We start from the raw sequence: 16,883 nt of genomic DNA on the forward strand, positions 1-16,883 counted from the left end.
AGCCGAAGGGCAGGGCTTGTCAAGCGGGCGTTTTGAAGAATACCCGTCCGGCGTGCATCGGCGGGATGGGAGCACGTCACTGAACGCCGTAGCGCGCAAAACTGTCCGCGATGCCGGCGTTGATTGCCTTGGCGGCCGCGATGTCTTGCTCAGCGCCTTCGCTGTCGCCCTTCTTTCGCTTCGCCAGTCCACGGCCGTAGAGGGAGCCGTCGAGCTCAGGCTTTGCGCTCAGCGCCGCGTCGTAATCCGCAATCGCCGCGTCGAGATTGCCGAGCTTCAGATGCGTGAGGGCGCGGCTGTCCAGCGTATAGGGTTCGTTGGGAGCCATCCGCAGCGACTGCTCGCAATCGGCCAGCGCCTCCTGCAGGCGGCCAAGGATCGCACGCGTCATGCAACGCGAATTGAACACGCCCGGATAGCTCGCATTGGCCTTGATCGAGCGATCGTAATCCTCCAGCGCCTGCGCATAGTCGTGGGTGTCGAAATACATGTTCGCGCGCGCAAAGAAATCGCGATCGTTGTTCGGACTGAGCTGAAGCGATTTTGCGAAGTCGGCCAGCGCACGCGCACGGTCGCCGCGGTCGCGGAAGACGCGTGCGCGGTTGCCGTAGGCCGGGCCGTAATTCGGGTCGAGCTTGATCGAGAGATCGAAATCCGCCAGTGCGCGAGCGTCGTCGCCATGGTTGCGATAGGCAGTGCCGCGATTGAAATAGGCCAGCGCAAATTTAGGGTCGAGCTTGATGGCCTGATCGTAGTCGGCCATCGCATGCTCGTAGTCGTTCTTGTGGATGTGGGAATTGCCGCGGTTGTTGTAGTAGAGCGCGTCGCGGGAATTCAGCCGAATGGCGCGCGTGTAGTTGGCAATGGCGTGGTCGGTGTCGCCGAGATCGTCATGGGCGATGCCGCGATTGTACCAGAGGTCGGCGTCTTTCGGATCGAGATCGATGGCACGGTTGAAGTCCGTCAGGGCACGCTCCGTGTCGCCTTTTCGCCGAAACATCTCGCCGCGATTGGCCAGCGCCCGCACATTCGAGGGATCGGCCTTGAGCACGGCCGAGCAGCCGGCGATGCGCTGATCCTCGTTTCCCCCGTCGTCGTCGCCATAGCACCATTGGCGTGCCTGCGCGGCTGACGGCGATCGCGCGGTGGCGGGGGCGGACAGGGCGAACACGGCCATTGCGATGCCGATCGCAGACAGCTTGGAGAGAATCCTTGACGTTTCAGTGTGTTTCATTGTTTTCCACATCGAAACCATTGCGCCTCTAGCGCGTTTGTGATCGAAGGACGCGACTTGGTTCGAACCGAATGCATCACGGATCAGACCAAGAAGGCGGGACCAACCAGATAGTTTGAAGACCTTGTCCGATACGCCTTACCCGATCGACCTCGACAGCATTCGCGGCGCGTTTCCGCCGGGCATCGAGGCGCCATCCCTGCTGGTCGACTTTGCCGATTGGCTGAACGGGCGCCCGTGGGGCAGCGTCGGCCGTTTCTCCCTGCAAGGCCAGTTCTCCGATCAGGCGCCGATCTTCGACGGCAGTCCCTTGCGCGACAGGTTTTCACTGTTCATGCGTCTGCCGGATGGCTCGGCCGTCGGCGGCTGGTATGGCGCGGGTCTTGATCGCGACAATCCGCCGATCGTGGGGCTAGGCTCCGAGGGCGACTACGAGCTGCTCGCGCCGAGCCTCGACGGCTTGCTGGCGAAGCTGACGTCGCAGCAATTCGACAAGGCCTGGAGTGATCTCAAGCCGCATGACGAGGTCGAGTGCCAGACCGACGAGCTCGCGAAATGGCTTGCCGGGCAGCCGATCGGCGACAAGGCGGCATGTGACGACGGCGCCGCGGAGCTTCCCGACTTTCGCGGCTTCGTGGAAAAATGGAGCCGGGATCGCGAAGACTATTGGGCCAATCATCGCTTGATGGCCGAGCTCGGCTGGCGGCTCGCCGCGCATCTGCCCAAGGGCAAGAAGCCCTGGGACAAGACCCGCTTCGAGGTCGCGATCGTCGGCAAGCAGTACGAGGCCCGCGTCCTGACCCTCGGCCCGCAGCCGTTCGAGGAGGCCGCCTCGATCGAATCGCTGCTGCGCGATCTGCGCGAGGAGATGCGCAAGGCACAGCCCGAGCTCGGGCTGTGGCACGCGATGAAATTCGGCCTCTATGTCGACGGCCGCGTCATGCCGAACTTCGAATACGATGTGCGTCCGATCATCGGCGGCGAGCCGGCGCAGCTCTCCGAAGCAAAGGCCGATCTCGCGCGCGCACCAAGGCCGGAGCGCTGGGTGCCGAAATGGCTGGCGTGACGGAACACCGTCAGAATCCCGTCACGGAGCCGTGCAATCAGGTTGCTGATTGAATTAGCTTCTCGTCGGGGTAGTTCGCTGATGCGCGGCCTTTGTCACCGGTTGATTGTCGCGATCCTGCTGATGTCAACGGCCTCGGCCGCAGACGCGCAAACCGAGCTCGTGGAAAGCGCCGTTGCCGACCTTCCGATCGTGCTGGCTACCGATCCCGCGCTCACGCGGCCTCACGTGATCACACCGGACGAAAAGAAAAACAGCGATGAGGCCGATGCTGGCGGCGTTATTCTCACCTACGTTTTTGAAACGAAGCTTCGCCTTCGGTCGGAGAGGTACTTCCTGGTTGTCTGCAGCTCCGGCGGTAGTGGCGACTACAATTGCGTATTTAACCTGATTGGAGGCGCGGGCGATCTCTATCAAGACCAGATCGAAGGCCTCCGATTCGAGATACCCGGCGACGGTTGCGTCTACGCCTCCGGTCACGTCAATACGATGTTCGACCATCGACGCAAGTACTGCCTTGACGACGACCGGTTGAAGGAGGTTAACCAGCCGTTTCATTACGTCGGCCTCAAGTCAAAGAAGCTGCATGACTTGACGTTCTATTTCGATAAGGCTGCGACGAATGCGGTCGGCACCATTCCGAAGGGTGAGTTCGTTGAGGTGCTCGTCGCAAGCGACCGACGAGAGGAGGACTCGTCCGAGCGCTACCATTTCCTCGTTCGGAACAAGAATGGACTGACTGGTTGGGTCAGTCTGGCCGGAGGTCAGCAAGCGGAAGACATCGAGGGGATCTTTTTTGCCGGCGACTAGTCGCGTCGAACCGGTATTCTTCTGCTGTCGTGCCATCTTGACCTCGCGGGAACGGCACCTTCGATCCCCCTTGCGATCCCCCTTGACTTAGAGTGCGCTCGAAGGGGTATCTGTACGTGCGTCAGTACGAGAACGGGCACACATGAAGATCGGCGACCTCGCAAAACGAACCGGCTTGTCGACGCACACGTTGCGTTATTATGAGCGCGTCGGGCTGCTGCCATACGCAGACCGGGATCGTTCCGGCCAGCGTGACTTTGACGCATCGATCCTCACATGGATCGCATTCCTCGGTCGGCTCAAGACCACGGGAATGCCGATCCGGGACATGTTGCGTTATGCGGCGCTTCGTGATGAAGGCGATGCCACCGGGCCAGCCCGGCGGCAGATGCTGGAAATTCACCGGGAACAGGTTCGCACGCAGATTGCCGAACTCCAGGAATGCCTGCTCGTCCTTGATACCAAGATCTCCGGTTATGCCGGCGATGAACAGAGGACGAAGGAAAATGACGCACGCCCAAACACAAGCCGAAAGCCGCTTCGATCGCGGCCAGCGGGCCCTGTCACGCATTGACGGCAGAGCCGGCGAAAAGGTCGTCGCCTCACTCGCCGACATCGCTCCGGATTTCGCACGATACGTGATCGAGTTTCCCTTCGGCGACATTTACAGCCGCCCGGACCTCGGCCTGCGCGATCGAGAGATCGCGACGATCGCCGCGCTGACGGCGCTCGGAAATGCCGCGCCTCAGCTCAAAGTGCATATCGAGGCGGGTCTGAACGTCGGGCTGTCTCGCGACGAGATCGTGGAGATCATCATGCAGATGGCCGTCTATGCGGGCTTCCCGGCGGCGGTGAACGGGCTGTTCGCAGCCAAGGAGGTGTTTTCCGCGCATGACGGACGGCAGGCGTCGGGAGAAGCGACGTGACGAACTTCGAATACTATGTGCGCCCGACCATCGACGGCGAGCCCGCCAAGCTGACCGAAGCCCAGGCCGATCTCGCCCGCGCCCGACGCCCGGAGCGCTGGGTGCCGAAATGGCTGGTTTGACGGAGCTGTAGCCCAGCGACGGTCTGCTCCCTGCAAGCTTGAGGCACAGAGGCTTCCACAGCGTCATGGCCGGGCCTGTCCCGGCCATCCACGCATTGCCCAGTGGCACGAAGARCGTGGATGCCCGGGACAAGCCCGGGCATGACGACCTTCTTCATATCCGGTTGCAGCGACCCGCAAGAGAGGTGCGATCGTTGGCGCCGTCAGAACCCCGCGACGCTGCCGTGCAGGTCGTATTGGTCGGCGCGCTCGATCTTCGCGGTGACGATCTCGCCGACGCGCAACGGGCGGCGGCTGGAGAGATAGACCGCGCCGTCAATCTCCGGCGCGTCGGCCTTGGAGCGGCCTTTTGAAACCGTCGGGCCGACCTCGTCGATGATGATCTGCTGGCGCGTGCCGACCTTGCGCTTCAGCCGGCGCGCGGAGATCTTCTGCTGGCGGGCCATCAGCGCGTTGTAGCGCTCCTGCTTGATCTCTTCGGGCACGGGGTTCTCGATCGCATTCGACGTCGCACCGGCAACCGGCTCGTATTTGAAGCAGCCGAGGCGATCGATCTCGGCCTCATCCAGCCAATCGAGCAGATAGGCGAAATCGGCATCGGTCTCGCCGGGGAAGCCGACGATGAAGGTCGAACGCAAAGCGAGATCGGGACATTCCTCGCGCCAGCGCTTGATCCGCGCCAGCGTCTTGTCCTGCGCTGCGGGGCGCTTCATCGCCTTCAGCACCTCGGGGCTTGCATGCTGGAACGGGATGTCGAGATAGGGCAGCACCTTGCCCTCGTTCATCAGCGCGATGACCTCGTCGACATGCGGGTAGGGGTAGACATATTGCAGCCGGACCCATGCGCCGAGCGCGCCGAGCTCGCGCGCGAGGTCTAGGAATTTGGCGCGGACCTGGCGATCCTTCCACGGGCTCTCGGCATATTTGAGATCGACGCCGTAGGCCGAGGTGTCCTGCGAGATCACCAGCAGCTCCTTGACGCCGGCGCCGACGAGGCGCTCGGCCTCGCGCAGCACGTCGTTGGCCGGACGCGAGACGAGATCGCCGCGCAGCTTCGGGATGATGCAGAAGGTGCAGCGGTTGTTGCAGCCCTCGGAGATCTTCAAGTAAGCGTAGTGGCGCKGCGTCAGCTTGATGCCCTGCGGCGGCACCAAATCGAGATGCGGATTGTGGGCGGGCGGCAGCGCACGGTGCACGGCGTCCAGCACGCTCTCATATTGCTGCGGGCCGGTGATGGAGAGCACGCCGGGATAGGCTTGCTCGATCTGCTCGGGTTCCGCGCCCATGCAACCGGTCACGATCACCTTGCCGTTCTCGGCCATGGCCTCGCCGATCGCCGAAAGCGATTCCTGCTTGGCACTGTCGAGGAAGCCGCACGTATTGACGATGACGATGTCGGCCCCGTCATGCTTGCGAGCGAGCTCGTAGCCCTCGGCGCGCAGGCGCGTGATGATGCGCTCGGAATCCACCAATGCCTTGGGACACCCGAGCGACACGAAGCTGACCTTGGGCGCAGCCGTCTGATCCATATCCAAATCTGCCTGATTGACAGGCCTGAGCTAGTCCCAATTGCCCATAATTACAACCCTTTGCATCGCCCTCCGGCATGCTATGGATGAATCGCTTGACGTGAGTGGGACATGAGCGCCGAACAGTCGCCTAAAATCGTGATTGTCGACGAAAGCCCGATCCGGGCTGCGATCCTCGAGGAGGGGTTGCGCGAGGCCGGATTCACGCAGATCGTCCATATCCGCGAGATGCAGAGCCTGCTTGCCCGTATTTATGCGGTGGACCCTGATATCATCCTGATCGATCTGGAGAACCCCAGTCGCGACGTGCTGGAGGCGATGTTCCAGGTCAGCCGCGCCGTGAAGCGGCCGATCGCCATGTTCGTCGACCAGAGTGATTCATCCTCGATCCAGGCCTCCGTGGAAGCGGGGGTCTCCGCCTACATCGTCGACGGGCTGAAGAAGGAACGCATCAAGCCGATCCTCGACCTCTGCGTGTCCCGCTTCAACGCCTTCGCAAAACTCCAGGAGGAGCTGGAGCGCACCAAGTCGCAGCTCGAGGACCGCAAGATCATCGAGAAGGCCAAGGGAATTTTGATGAAGGTCAAGGGCCTCACCGAGGACGAGGCCTACGTGCTGCTGCGCTCCACGGCGATGCGCGAGAAGAAGAAAATCGGCGAGATCGCGCAGTCGATCATCACCGCGTCGGAGATGCTGAAATGACCGGTCCCCTCCGCATCGGGTTCATCCCGCTGGTCGACGCCGCCGCCCTGATCGTCGCCGTCGACAAGGGCTTTGCCGCCGCCGAGGGACTCGAGGTCGAGCTGGTGCGCGAGGTCTCCTGGTCCAACGTGCGCGACAAGCTCAATATCGGCCTGTTCGACGCCGCGCACCTGCTGGCGCCGGTGGCGATCGCGTCCTCGCTCGGGCTTGGCCACGTCAAGGTGCCGATCGCGGCGCCCTTCAACCTCGGTATCAACGGCAACGCGATCACGGTCTCGCCGGCGCTCCATGCCGCGCTGATGGAGGAGATCGACGGTGACCGCTTCGATCCGCTTGTCACGGCGAAAGCGCTGGCGAAGGTCGTCGCGAAGCGTCGCAAGCTAGGTGCCGATCCGCTGACCTTCGGCATGACCTTCCCGTTCTCGACCCACAATTACCAGCTCCGGTTCTGGATGGCGGCGGCCGGCGTCGATCCGGATGAGGATGTGCGCCTCGTGGTACTGCCGCCGCCCTACATGGTCGATAGCCTCGCCAATGGCCATGTCGATGCGTTCTGCGTCGGCGCGCCCTGGAATTCGGTCGCGGTCGATCTCGGCATCGGCCACATCCTGCATTTCGTCTCCGACATTCTCGTGCGCGCGGCTGAGAAGGTGCTGGCGGTTCGCCAGGTCTGGGCCGACAAGCATCCGGATGTGGTGGCAGCGCTGGTGCGCGCGGCCGTGAAGGGCGCCGAGTTCATCGAGAACCCCGCGAACCTGTCTGAGGCGGCGCGGATCCTGGCGCAGCCGGAACGGATCGGCGTCGATGCCGAAGTCATCCAGCGAACCCTCACCGGGCGCCTGAAGATTTCTCCCGACGGCACCCTCCGCGAGAGCGGTCGCTACCTCCTGGTTGGACGCGAAGGGGCAGGGCGCCCCGATCCGGTTCAGGCGGCCTGGCTCTATGCGCAGATGGTGCGCTGGGGGCAAACGGCGTTGACGCCTGACGGCGTCAAGACGGCGATGGCCGTGTTCAGGCCCGACCTCTACGACGCAGCCCTCGGTCAGCAATCGCCCGCTGAAGCCCCCGCGGCGTTCGGGGCATTTGCGGGCCCGGCCTTCGATCCCGGCAACATCCGCGGGCATCTGGAGGCCTTTGAGGTCGGACGCTGGAAGGCCTGATTCGGTCCTGCATCGTTTTTGGGCGGAAGAGATCATCGGCTAAATTTTGGGCCGCCTGCTCGAATTTCATGAGAGTTCCGGACCGCGATTTTCCGGGCTCGTCTGTATCCATCTGAAATCAAAGCAATTTTCATTTCATCGAAGCTGGCACGCAACTTGTATGTTGCAGTGCGGCCAGCTTGTCACAGACGCCTGCTGAGCCGAGTCCCGCAGCAACGAAGCTGACCGGACCGTTGGGTGCGCAGCCGGCTTCTTGAGCCAGCCGAGTTCCTCGCGGGTCGCGCAATTTTCCGTCGATGCCACCCGGTGGCCGCAGGAGCTTCGTTACCGACCATGAAAATCGATACGCTCTCAGTCGACTTCTCCGACGAGCAGAAACGCTATCTCGAAGGCTTCACGACCGGTTTGCAGATCAGCCGGGTCGGTCGCGGTCTCGGCGGCAGCGCCGGCAAGGCCAATGCCGAGCCCACCGGCCCCGACGCCGTCCACATCAAGGCGCAGGACAAGGTCATCGCAGCCGGCAAGAAGCTCGCCGACCAGGAGAAGTTCAAGCGCGACGAGCATCCGTTCGATGCCTATCCGCGACTGCGGCAGCAGGCGCTCGACAACACGCCGCCGAGCCCTGCGGACAATTTCCGCTGGCGCTACTACGGCATCTTCTACGTCGCGCCGACGCAGGACTCCTACATGTGCCGGCTGCGCATCCCGAACGGCATCATGAAGCACTGGCAGCTGTCCGGCCTTGCCGATCTCGCCGACGATCTCTGCGGTCCCTATAGTCACGTCACGACGCGCGCCAATCTCCAGCTCCGCGAGATCCCGCCGAAGAATGCGATCAGGCTGATCGAGGGCATCCAGGACCTCGGCCTGTGCTCGCGCGGCTCTGGCGCCGACAACATCCGCAACGTGACGGGAACGCCGACCGCCGGCATCGATCCGCAGGAGCTGATCGACACGCGCCCCTATGCGCGGGAGTGGCACTACCACATCCTCAACGATCGCTCGCTCTACGGGCTGCCGCGCAAGTTCAACGTCGCCTTCGACGGCGCCGGCAAGATCGCGGTGCTGGAAGAGACCAACGACATCGCCTTCACGGCCTATGAGGTGAAGGACGGTTTTGGTGTAGAGCCCGGAATCTGGTTTCGCCTCGGCCTCGGCGGCATCACCGGCCACAAGGACTTTGCAAAATACTCCAACATCATCGTCAAGCCGGAGCAGGCCACCGCCGTCGCCGACGCCATCGTGCGCGTGTTCATCGATCACGGTGACCGCACCAACCGCAACAAGGCGCGTTTGAAATACGTGCTCGATGCCATGGGCCACGACGGTTTCCTTAAACTCGTCGAGGAGCGGCTGAAGACGCCGTTCACGCGCGTGCCGGAAGAGGCGTTTGCGCCGCGGCCAGCCGCGGACCGCATGGCGCATATCGGCGTGCACAAGCAGAAGCAGGACGGCTTGAACTGGATCGGCGTCTCGCTGACGCTCGGCAAGATCAGCTGCGATCAGATGCGGGGTTTGGCCAAAGTGGCGCAGGACCTCGGCGACGGCGAGATCCGCCTGACCGTCTGGCAGAACCTGCTGATATCGGGCGTGCGCGACGAGAATGTCGAACTCGCCATTGCAGCGATCAAGCAGATCGGGCTCGCGGTCGAGGCCTCGCACATCCGCGCCGGCCTGATCGCCTGCACCGGCAGTGCCGGCTGCCGTTTCGCGGCTTCCAATACCAAGCGCAATGCCGCCGAGATCGGCGACTGGTGCGAGCCGCGCGTCGCCATGGACAAGCCGGTCAACATCCACGTCACCGGCTGCCATCATTCCTGCGCGCAGCACTACATCAGCGACATCGGCCTGATCGGAGCGCGCGTGCCGATCAACGACGAAGACACGGTTGACGGCTATCACCTCTTCACCGGCGGCGGGTTCGGTCCCGATGCGGATGTCGGGCAGGAGGTTTATCACGACCTCAAGGCCGAGGACGCGCCGAAGACGGTCGAGGGACTGCTCAAGGCCTATATCGCCCACCGCTCGTCGCCCGACGAGACCTTCCTGTCCTTTGCGCGCCGCCATGACGGCGAAACGCTGCGCAAGCTTGCCGATGCACAGGTGTCCGCATGAACCAGATCACGCCTCCGCCGAAACTCGACATCATTCCCGCCAGCGCGCCGTTCTCCGACGCGCAGCGCTCCTGGCTCAACGGCTTCTTCGCCGGGCTGCTGTCGCCTGATGTGGCCACGCCGCTGTCGGCGGAGCAGGGCGCAGCCGTCATGCAAGCCGGCGACGGCGACGACGGTGAAGCGCCATGGCACGACCAGACCATGCCGATTGCGGACCGGATGAAGCTCGCCGAAGGCCGTCCCGTGCGCCGCAAGATGATGGCCGCGATGGCGCAGCAGGATTGCGGGCAGTGCGGCTACAATTGCCACGACTATTCGGAGGCGATCGCGGGCCGTAGCGAAGCACGGCTCAATCTCTGCGTCCCCGGCGGCAAGGAAACCACGCGGATGCTGAAGTCGCTGTACGAGGAGCTGGACAAGGCGCCGGCGGCCAAGGCGGCCGACAAGGTGGATGCGGTGGCGGCGCCGGCCGTGACGGTGACGATCGCCGAGCCCGGCCGCTCGCGCGACAATCCGATCGCGGCGACATTCCTGTCGCGGCGCCTGCTCAACAAGGGGAAGTCGGAGAAAGAGACCTATCACGTCGAGTTCGATCTCGCGGAGAGCAAGCTCGACTATGTCGTCGGCGACAGCTTCGGCGTGTTCGCACGCAATGAGGTCGGCCTCGTCGATCAGATCATCGCGCTGCTCGGCGCCTCCCACACCACCAAGGTCAACGGCAAGACGCTGCGTGAGGTGCTGATCGACGACGTCTCGCTGTCGCCGGCGCCCGACACGCTGTTCGAGCTGATCTCCTTCATCACCGGCGGCGCGCAGCGCGAGAAGGCGCGGGCGCTGGCACAGGGCGAGGATCCCGATGGTGACGCCGCCACGCTCGATGTCATGGCGGCGCTCCAGAAGTTTTCGGGCACGCGGCCGCATCCGGAGGCCTTCGTCGAGGCGCTGGAGCCGCTCCAGCCGCGGCTCTATTCGATCTCGTCCTCGCACAATGCGACGCCCGGAAAACTGTCGCTGACGGTGGACTCCGTGCGTTACGTCATCGGCAAGCGCAAGCGGATCGGCGTGGCCTCGACCTTCCTCGGCGAACGCATCGCCGAAGGCGAAAAGCTCAAGGTCTATGTGCAGAAGGCACATGGTTTCGGCCTGCCGCAGGATCCGAAGACGCCTGTCATCATGATCGGCCCCGGCACCGGCATCGCGCCGTTCCGCGCCTTCCTGCTCGATCGCAAGGCGACCGGCGCGCCCGGCAAAAACTGGCTGTTCTTCGGCCACCAGCGCAGCGATTGCGATTTCTTCTACCAGGAAGAGCTCAACGCGATGAAGACCTCGGGGCTGCTGACGCGCATGTCGCTGGCCTGGTCGCGCGACGGCGAGAAGAAGTTCTACGTGCAGGATCGCATGCGTGAGGTCGGCCGCGAGGTGTGGACCTGGCTCGCCGAAGGCGCGCATCTCTACATCTGCGGCGATGCCAAGCGCATGGCCAAGGACGTCGAGCGCGCACTGGTCGACATCGTCGCGCAGTTCGGGGCGCGTTCGACGGATGAGGCCGTCAGTTTTGTCGCCGAGCTCAAGAAGACGGGCCGCTTCCAGGCTGACGTCTACTAAGGCGCGAGCCGATCAGCGCAAATCGTCCCGGCGGCGCAACCGCCGGGCGTCGCGCCGCTGGGCCGTTTCTACTGTGCATGGGGTTGTTTTCGACAATTTTGTTTGGAGGGGGCTGAATGCCTTCGCCCGACTGTCATCCCACCGTCATCCGGGCCGGTTCCAGCTGGCTCGGATCTTAGCGAATAAGATTCTCGGAACCCTCGGGTGCAGAGAATTTGCGCCTGCGACGGGGCGCCTTCAGAGGACCTCCATCGCTATTTTCGCCGCCATCTTGCCTCCCGCCAGGGTTGATCCTTCATACTCCCGCAAATGGGGCGTTGGAGATCGACCATGCGCGAACTATCGGCGGAAGCCAGGCTGCACTTCTACGCGCGCTCGCTCTCGCGTCGGACCGGGGCGAGCATGCACCACGTTGGGCTCTACAGCGCCTTCGCGGTCATCGCCGCCATCGTGTTCGGCACGCTCTCGGTGCACCCGTTCTGATTACGCCCCGCGCTTGAACGGCGCGACCTCGATCCCCGCATCCTTCAACGCCTGACGCAGCGTGCGCGCGATCTCGACGGCGCCGTGCGTGTCACCGTGGATGCACACCGTGTCCGTGCGCATCTTGATCACCTTGCCTGTCACCGAGACCACCGCGCCGTCCTGCACCATGCGCACCACGCGATCGGCGATCGCCTTGGCATCGTGCAGCACCGCGCCGGGCTTCTTGCGCGAGACGAGGTTGCCGTCGTCCTCATAGGCGCGGTCGGCGAACACCTCGTGCACCATCGGCAGATTGGCGTCTTCGCCGGCCTTCACCAGCTTCGAATTGGCGAGCACGACGAAGATCAGGCTCGGGTCGACCGCCCTAATGCCGGCGGCGATCGCCTTGGCCGTCATGTCATCCTCGCAGGCGACGTTGGAGAGCGCGCCATGCGCCTTTACATGCGTCACCTTGTGGCCGGCTGCGGTCGCGATCGCCTGCAACGCGCCGATCTGGTAGGCGACGAGGTTCTCGATCTCGGAGGCTTTCAGGCCCGCGATCGGATGCCGGCCGAAACCGTGCAGATCGCGATAGCCGGGATGGGCGCCGACCGAGACGCCGCGCGCCTTCGCCAGCTCGACCGTCCGGCGCATGATGTCGGGGTCGCCGGCATGGAAGCCGCAGGCGACGTTGACCGAGCTGGCAAGGTCGATCATCGCGGCATCGTTGCCCATCTCCCACGCGCCAAAACCTTCGCCGAGGTCGCAATTGAGATCGATCGTCTTCATGGGGTGCTCTCCGCCTCTGGTCGTCTTGTCGCTTACGGCTCCGCCGTGACCTGCCAGGTCCCGGCATCCATGGCGCTCACCGCATAGCCCGCGACATTAGCATCGCTGAGCGCCTCGATGTTCAGCTCGACGGTATCGGAAGAGCGCAGGCGATCGGGCAGGTTGCGGATGAGTTGCGCGAACTTGCGCGCCTCCTCCTGCGCCTCGGCCATGGTGACCTCGAGGAAGCGGAACGCGGTTCCCGCCGAGGTCTGCGCGAGGCGGCCGACATCGGCCGTGATCACGGTTGCGATCTTCGGATAGCCGCCGGACGTGCCGCGATCCATCATCAGCGCGATCGGCGAGCCGTTGCCGGGGACCTGGATGCTGCCGTTGACGGTACCGTCGGAGACGATGTTGTGGCCATGCAGATGCTTGATCGCCGGGCCCTCGAGCCGGTAGCCCATGCGGTCGGAGGTCGCCGAGATCTTCCACTCGCTATCGAGGAACAGCGCCTTGTTGGCGTCGTCGAACTCGTCGTCCTGYGGGCCCAGCAGGACGCGGATCGGGCCTGTTGCAGGCTTCGGCAGCTCGATGCGCAGCTCGGGCGCGCCGCTTGCGGCATCGACTGCGAATTCATCGCCGGCCTGCAGCGGGCGCGGGTAGGGGCTGCCGAGGCCCGCGCGGGCGTTCACCGCAAGGCTGCCGAACACCAGTTCGCCTTTGATCCCGCCTTCGATCGCCAGATAAGTGAACGCGCCGCCGCGGGCAAAGCCCAGCGTCAGCGTCTCGCCGTCCTTGAGCGTCACTGACGTGTCCACGGCCACCGGCTTACCAGCGACGTCCGCATTGCGCGGCGCGCCTGATATCGCGACGCGCACGGCGCCGTCTTTGGCGGTGAACGTGGCGCCGAACGGGCCGATCTCGACCACGGCCGCGAACGGCTCGTTGCCGACCAGCGTGTTCGCGGCCGCGAGCGACAGACGGTCCATCGCCCCGCTGACCGTCAAGCCGTAGCGCTGCGCACCGTGGCGGCCGCCGTCCTGAACGGAGCTTGCGGGACCGATGCTGGCGATCACGAGCCGGCTCATGCGACCACCTGCTCGGCGATGATCTCGCCAGCCTCGGCGGCGCGATCCTGTTCCTCGAAGGTCTTGTGGTCGATGGCAAAAAACGTCACGCGATCACCGGGTTCGGTGAGAAAGGTCGGATTCCGGTGGAGTTGATAGGTTCTGACCGGCGTGCGGCCGAGCAGGTGCCAGCCGCTTGGCGCGGCCAGGCACTGGATTCCGGCCTGGATGCCGCCGATCGAGATCGTGCCGGCGGGCGTGAACAGCCGCGGGCTCTGCCGCCGCGACATGTGCAGGGATTTGTCGAGGCCGCTGAGATAGGACCAGCCCGGGGTGAAACCGATCATGGCGACACGGTAGTCGCCGGCGACGTGACGGGCGACGATGTCGTCGGGCGTGGTGTTCAGCGCCTTGGCGACATCCTCGAGGTCGATGCCGTGCTCGCCGCCATAGGCGACGGGAATGCGCCAGCGCCGCGCCTTCGTGGCCGGCGGCAGCGGCTGGCTGGCGAGCGCGAGCAGCTTTTCGCCGAGCGCGTCGAAGCCGATCTTGCTGGGATCGTAATGCACCAGCAGCGAGCGATAGGTCGGCACGGTCTCGGTGATGCCGTCGATGGGGCTTGCTGCGAGCGCCTTGTCCAGCGCGAGCACGCGCTCGTTGGCGGCATCATCGATGGTGCGGCTGAATTCGACCGTGACGGCGCTGTCGCCACTGGGCAGAAGGCGGGGCGGGGGAAGCGTCGCGGCCATGAGCTGTCGAAGGGCTGTCGAAATCGGGCTTCTCAGGAAATGCGGGCTCAGCCTTGAGTTCCGCTTTTCCTTGCTTCGCGTAAATGCGCCCGCAAGTCCAATAAATTAATGCAAGGGGAAACGATAAAGCGTTGTTATCGCGTCGCATAACAGCCCAGCGGCCCTGCGTTCTTGCTGGCTCTTTGGCCCTTGACGCAAGGGCTGCGGCTCGCAAGATGCGCGCGTTCTTTCCCGCCCATCCGGAGCTCGTTCTCGTCCATGTCGCTGTCCCCCGAAGCCCGCAAGACCCTCGCCGGCATCACCACTGCCACCATCACCACGGTCCTGCTGAAGAAGGGCCTGCGCAACGTGTGGATGCGCGGCGCGCGTCCGCTGCGTCCGGGCCTGCCGCGCCTGGTCGGGCCCGCCTTCACGCTGCGCTTCGTGCCGGCGCGCGAGGATCTGGCGACGCCGGAATCCTGGTCCTCGCCGATCTCGACCCGCACCGCGATCGAGGCGATGCCGGACGGCTGCATCGCCGTGGTCGATGCCATGGGCATCACCGATGCCGGCATTTTCGGCGACATTCTTTGCGCGCGCATGATGAAACGCGGCGTCACTGCGCTCGTCACCGACGGCGTGGTGCGTGACGTCGAGGGCGTGCTCGGCACCAATCTTCCGGTATGGTGCGACGGCTATGCCGCGCCGCCGTCGGTTGCAGGCCTCACCTTCGTCGGCTGGGGCGAGCCGATCGGCTGCGGCGGCGTTGCGGTGTTCCCGAACGACATCGTGGTCGCCGACCAGGACGGCTGCGTGCTGATCCCGCAGGCGATGCTCGATCACGTGCTCAATGAGGGCGTCGAGCAGGAGCGCATGGAAGCCTGGATCGTCAACGAGGTGAACAACGGCGCGGTGTTGCCGGGCCTCTATCCCATGAACGCCGAAACCAAGGCGCGCTACGCCGCCAGCAAGAAGTAACAGGAAACGAGGTATCCCATGGAAATCACCGTCGCAGGCACGCGGCCGACCCGCCGCGCGCCCAAGGAAAATTTTACGGGCACCGTGTTGCAGGACCCCGTGATCATGGCCCCGGCGCCGGCGCGGCTGAACTGCTCGCGCGTCACCTTTGAGCCGGGCGCGCGTACCAACTGGCACCACCATCCGCTTGGGCAGACGCTCTACGTGATTTCCGGCGTCGGCCGCGTCCAGACCAAGGGTGGGCCTGTCAAGGAGATCCGTCCCGGTGACACCGTCTGGATTCCGCCGGGTGAACTGCACTGGCACGGCGCCTCGCCCAACAACAGCATGTGCCACATCGCCATGCAGGAGGCGCTCGACGGCGTCTATTCGACCTGGCTGGAGCCGGTGACCGACGCGGAGTACGGCGCGGCGCTGGGCTAATCTCTCGTGCCCCGGATGCAATGCAGCGCGTAAGCGCGGCGTTGCTGATCCGGGGCCCGCAAGCTTCCTCAAAGCAAGTGCCCTTAGGTCCCGGCTCAGCGCAGCAACGCTGCGCGTTGCAGCGCGTCCGGGACGCAGCAAATCACATCCGTTCCGCGGTCCACGTGCCCGTGCACAGGGGGCCGCGCCATGTGCCGAAGCCTGAAGCGCCGCTGAGCCGGCCGAAGCCGACGGCGCGTTTGATCCCGGTGCTCAAGGTGACGTTGATGCTGCCGGCATCGGCCACGCGGCCGGATGCTGAAACCACAGCGCTGCTCGATGCGATCTGACCGTTGCTGATGCCGATCGAGACCGTTGCGCCGTTACCGCAGGTCTCGCTCGAAGATGCGATGCGGACATTCCATGCGCCGTCGAAGGTGGAGGTCGCCGCGCCCGCCTGCGTCAGCGGGACGGCGATGGCGACAATGCTGGCGAAGAGACCTTTGCAAAACCCGTTCATGACACGCCCCGTTGGTTGACCATGGGGGGATCGTGGCATGAGCGCGGAACCCGCGATGTGAGGGCTGTCACGTGCGCAAGGGCTCCGTGAGGTGGCGCACTCCGCAAAGAGATCGCGGACAAAAGCAAAGGGGCCCGGATCGCGGGCCCCTTGTCTCGGTTCGAACGTCGAAGTCGGACTCAGTTCACGCGCGTCCAGGTCTGGCCGCCGCAGAACATGCCGCCGAAGGCGCAGCCCTGCACGCGCAGGCGGTCGGTGCCCTTCATCGCGATCGTGGAATCGTAGGTCGAGCCGGAGTTGGGATCGAGGATGCGGCCGGACCATTTCTGATCCTTGTTCTGGTCCTTGGCGGGTTTCATGTTGATGAGGACCTGTTCGCCGTTCTGGTTCGATTTGCTGTCGACCGAATAGCCGCAGAGATTGTTGCCGCATTGCTCGATGCGGACCTTGCCTTCCTTTTCCTCGGTGAGCCAGATGCCGAGCGGTGAATTGAGATCGCGCGCGGGCGCGGCTGCGGGAGCCGGGGGAGCGACGGCGGCGGCCTGAACAGGTGCGGGTGACGGGGCAGGCGCAGGAGGCGGCGCCGGGGGGGCAGCAGCCACAGTCGGGGCCGGCGGCGGCGCCACGGCGGGCGCTGCCTGCTGCTCGACCGGAGCGGGCGCCGGAGGCGGTGCAGGTGGCGGC

Annotated in this window: 19 protein-coding genes; 12 read left to right on the plus strand and 7 right to left on the minus strand. The window is 64.5% G+C overall.

Going from position 1 to position 16,883, the window contains the following annotated elements; all coding sequences use genetic code 11:
• Positions 1-76: 76 nt before the first annotated feature.
• Positions 77-1,234 carry a tetratricopeptide repeat protein gene (locus AC1DW2_RS34370; RefSeq protein ID WP_477008206.1) on the minus strand — a complete coding sequence of 386 codons (1,158 nt, stop codon included), beginning with the start codon at positions 1,232-1,234 and terminating at the stop codon, positions 77-79.
• 115 nt (positions 1,235-1,349) lie between these two features.
• Between AC1DW2_RS34370 and AC1DW2_RS34375 the strand changes: the two genes are divergently transcribed.
• The 5 genes from AC1DW2_RS34375 (at position 1,350) to AC1DW2_RS34395 (ending at position 4,158) form a co-directional block, all read left to right on the plus strand.
• The gene (locus tag AC1DW2_RS34375; RefSeq protein WP_225048847.1) at positions 1,350-2,300 is read left to right on the plus strand and encodes a hypothetical protein; all 951 of its coding nucleotides are present in this window, start codon (positions 1,350-1,352) and stop codon (positions 2,298-2,300) included.
• A 42-nt stretch (positions 2,301-2,342) separates the two neighbouring features.
• Complete coding sequence (locus AC1DW2_RS34380; protein ID WP_477008207.1) at positions 2,343-3,110, plus strand: SH3 domain-containing protein; 768 nt, start codon at positions 2,343-2,345, stop codon at positions 3,108-3,110.
• A gap of 142 nt (positions 3,111-3,252) precedes the next feature.
• A complete protein-coding gene (locus AC1DW2_RS34385; RefSeq protein WP_071913796.1) occupies positions 3,253-3,684 on the plus strand; it encodes a MerR family transcriptional regulator in 432 nt (143 codons plus the stop codon).
• The gene (locus tag AC1DW2_RS34390) at positions 3,617-4,036 is read left to right on the plus strand and encodes a carboxymuconolactone decarboxylase family protein (RefSeq protein ID WP_014495189.1); all 420 of its coding nucleotides are present in this window, start codon (positions 3,617-3,619) and stop codon (positions 4,034-4,036) included. The genes AC1DW2_RS34385 and AC1DW2_RS34390 overlap by 68 nt, the downstream gene beginning before the upstream one ends.
• Positions 4,033-4,158: a hypothetical protein gene (locus AC1DW2_RS34395; RefSeq protein ID WP_477008217.1), complete on the plus strand. Its 126-nt coding sequence runs from the start codon at positions 4,033-4,035 to the stop codon at positions 4,156-4,158. Before AC1DW2_RS34390 ends, AC1DW2_RS34395 begins: the two co-directional genes overlap by 4 nt.
• A gap of 203 nt (positions 4,159-4,361) precedes the next feature.
• Here the strand turns inward: AC1DW2_RS34395 and rimO are convergent, their stop codons facing one another.
• Positions 4,362-5,687 carry a 30S ribosomal protein S12 methylthiotransferase RimO gene (gene rimO, locus AC1DW2_RS34400; RefSeq protein ID WP_477008208.1) on the minus strand — a complete coding sequence of 442 codons (1,326 nt, stop codon included), beginning with the start codon at positions 5,685-5,687 and terminating at the stop codon, positions 4,362-4,364.
• Positions 5,688-5,798: 111 nt separating this feature from the next.
• Between rimO and AC1DW2_RS34405 the strand changes: the two genes are divergently transcribed.
• The 5 genes from AC1DW2_RS34405 to AC1DW2_RS34425 all read left to right on the plus strand — a co-directional run bounded on the left by AC1DW2_RS34405 (position 5,799) and on the right by AC1DW2_RS34425 (position 11,751).
• Positions 5,799-6,389: an ANTAR domain-containing response regulator gene (locus AC1DW2_RS34405; RefSeq protein WP_027536156.1), complete on the plus strand. Its 591-nt coding sequence runs from the start codon at positions 5,799-5,801 to the stop codon at positions 6,387-6,389.
• Entirely contained in the window at positions 6,386-7,549 is a 1,164-nt protein-coding gene (locus AC1DW2_RS34410; RefSeq protein WP_166096613.1) for a CmpA/NrtA family ABC transporter substrate-binding protein, read from the plus strand. Before AC1DW2_RS34405 ends, AC1DW2_RS34410 begins: the two co-directional genes overlap by 4 nt.
• Positions 7,550-7,882: 333 nt before the next feature.
• Positions 7,883-9,664: a NirA family protein gene (locus AC1DW2_RS34415; protein ID WP_477008209.1), complete on the plus strand. Its 1,782-nt coding sequence runs from the start codon at positions 7,883-7,885 to the stop codon at positions 9,662-9,664.
• On the plus strand, positions 9,661-11,268 hold the full coding sequence (locus tag AC1DW2_RS34420) for a sulfite reductase subunit alpha (RefSeq protein WP_477008210.1): 1,608 nt from the start codon (positions 9,661-9,663) through the stop codon (positions 11,266-11,268). Before AC1DW2_RS34415 ends, AC1DW2_RS34420 begins: the two co-directional genes overlap by 4 nt.
• A gap of 330 nt (positions 11,269-11,598) precedes the next feature.
• Positions 11,599-11,751 carry a hypothetical protein gene (locus tag AC1DW2_RS34425; protein ID WP_014495196.1) on the plus strand — a complete coding sequence of 51 codons (153 nt, stop codon included), beginning with the start codon at positions 11,599-11,601 and terminating at the stop codon, positions 11,749-11,751.
• Here the strand turns inward: AC1DW2_RS34425 and AC1DW2_RS34430 are convergent, their stop codons facing one another.
• Genes AC1DW2_RS34430 through pxpB form a run of 3 tightly spaced genes read right to left on the minus strand, consistent with a single transcriptional unit; the run spans position 11,752 to position 14,320 of the window.
• The gene (locus AC1DW2_RS34430) at positions 11,752-12,522 is read right to left on the minus strand and encodes a LamB/YcsF family protein (RefSeq protein ID WP_135213662.1); all 771 of its coding nucleotides are present in this window, start codon (positions 12,520-12,522) and stop codon (positions 11,752-11,754) included. It abuts the gene before it with no gap.
• A gap of 32 nt (positions 12,523-12,554) precedes the next feature.
• On the minus strand, positions 12,555-13,592 hold the full coding sequence (locus tag AC1DW2_RS34435) for a 5-oxoprolinase subunit C family protein (RefSeq protein WP_477008211.1): 1,038 nt from the start codon (positions 13,590-13,592) through the stop codon (positions 12,555-12,557).
• Complete coding sequence (gene pxpB / locus AC1DW2_RS34440) at positions 13,589-14,320, minus strand: 5-oxoprolinase subunit PxpB (RefSeq protein WP_477008212.1); 732 nt, start codon at positions 14,318-14,320, stop codon at positions 13,589-13,591. Before pxpB ends, AC1DW2_RS34435 begins: the two co-directional genes overlap by 4 nt.
• Before the next feature lie 258 nt (positions 14,321-14,578).
• Here pxpB and AC1DW2_RS34445 point away from each other — a divergent pair, with 258 nt between their 5' ends.
• Both AC1DW2_RS34445 and AC1DW2_RS34450 read left to right on the plus strand, forming a co-directional pair.
• On the plus strand, positions 14,579-15,277 hold the full coding sequence (locus AC1DW2_RS34445) for a ribonuclease activity regulator RraA (protein WP_008129640.1): 699 nt from the start codon (positions 14,579-14,581) through the stop codon (positions 15,275-15,277).
• 18 nt (positions 15,278-15,295) lie between these two features.
• The gene (locus tag AC1DW2_RS34450) at positions 15,296-15,700 is read left to right on the plus strand and encodes a (R)-mandelonitrile lyase (RefSeq protein ID WP_014495201.1); all 405 of its coding nucleotides are present in this window, start codon (positions 15,296-15,298) and stop codon (positions 15,698-15,700) included.
• Positions 15,701-15,842: 142 nt separating this feature from the next.
• Here the strand turns inward: AC1DW2_RS34450 and AC1DW2_RS34455 are convergent, their stop codons facing one another.
• Both AC1DW2_RS34455 and AC1DW2_RS34460 read right to left on the minus strand, forming a co-directional pair.
• A complete protein-coding gene (locus AC1DW2_RS34455; protein ID WP_477008213.1) occupies positions 15,843-16,199 on the minus strand; it encodes a hypothetical protein in 357 nt (118 codons plus the stop codon).
• Between the two features lie 179 nt (positions 16,200-16,378).
• On the minus strand, positions 16,379-16,883 hold a 505-nt coding region (locus AC1DW2_RS34460; RefSeq protein ID WP_477008214.1), incomplete at its 5' end, for a DUF2147 domain-containing protein.

This window comes from Bradyrhizobium sp. P3_C3 (assembly GCF_056402655.1).

Coding starts and splice junctions, on each gene's coding strand:
- AC1DW2_RS34370 (WP_477008206.1), bottom strand. CDS start 1,234: ATGAAACACACTGAAACGTCAAGGATTCTCTCCAAGCTGTCTGCGATC.
- AC1DW2_RS34385 (WP_071913796.1), top strand. CDS start 3,253: ATGAAGATCGGCGACCTCGCAAAACGAACCGGCTTGTCGACGCACACG.
- AC1DW2_RS34390 (WP_014495189.1), top strand. CDS start 3,617: ATGACGCACGCCCAAACACAAGCCGAAAGCCGCTTCGATCGCGGCCAG.
- AC1DW2_RS34405 (WP_027536156.1), top strand. CDS start 5,799: ATGAGCGCCGAACAGTCGCCTAAAATCGTGATTGTCGACGAAAGCCCG.
- AC1DW2_RS34410 (WP_166096613.1), top strand. CDS start 6,386: ATGACCGGTCCCCTCCGCATCGGGTTCATCCCGCTGGTCGACGCCGCC.
- AC1DW2_RS34415 (WP_477008209.1), top strand. CDS start 7,883: ATGAAAATCGATACGCTCTCAGTCGACTTCTCCGACGAGCAGAAACGC.
- AC1DW2_RS34420 (WP_477008210.1), top strand. CDS start 9,661: ATGAACCAGATCACGCCTCCGCCGAAACTCGACATCATTCCCGCCAGC.
- AC1DW2_RS34425 (WP_014495196.1), top strand. CDS start 11,599: ATGCGCGAACTATCGGCGGAAGCCAGGCTGCACTTCTACGCGCGCTCG.
- AC1DW2_RS34430 (WP_135213662.1), bottom strand. CDS start 12,522: ATGAAGACGATCGATCTCAATTGCGACCTCGGCGAAGGTTTTGGCGCG.
- pxpB (WP_477008212.1), bottom strand. CDS start 14,320: ATGGCCGCGACGCTTCCCCCGCCCCGCCTTCTGCCCAGTGGCGACAGC.
- AC1DW2_RS34445 (WP_008129640.1), top strand. CDS start 14,579: ATGTCGCTGTCCCCCGAAGCCCGCAAGACCCTCGCCGGCATCACCACT.
- AC1DW2_RS34450 (WP_014495201.1), top strand. CDS start 15,296: ATGGAAATCACCGTCGCAGGCACGCGGCCGACCCGCCGCGCGCCCAAG.
- AC1DW2_RS34455 (WP_477008213.1), bottom strand. CDS start 16,199: ATGAACGGGTTTTGCAAAGGTCTCTTCGCCAGCATTGTCGCCATCGCC.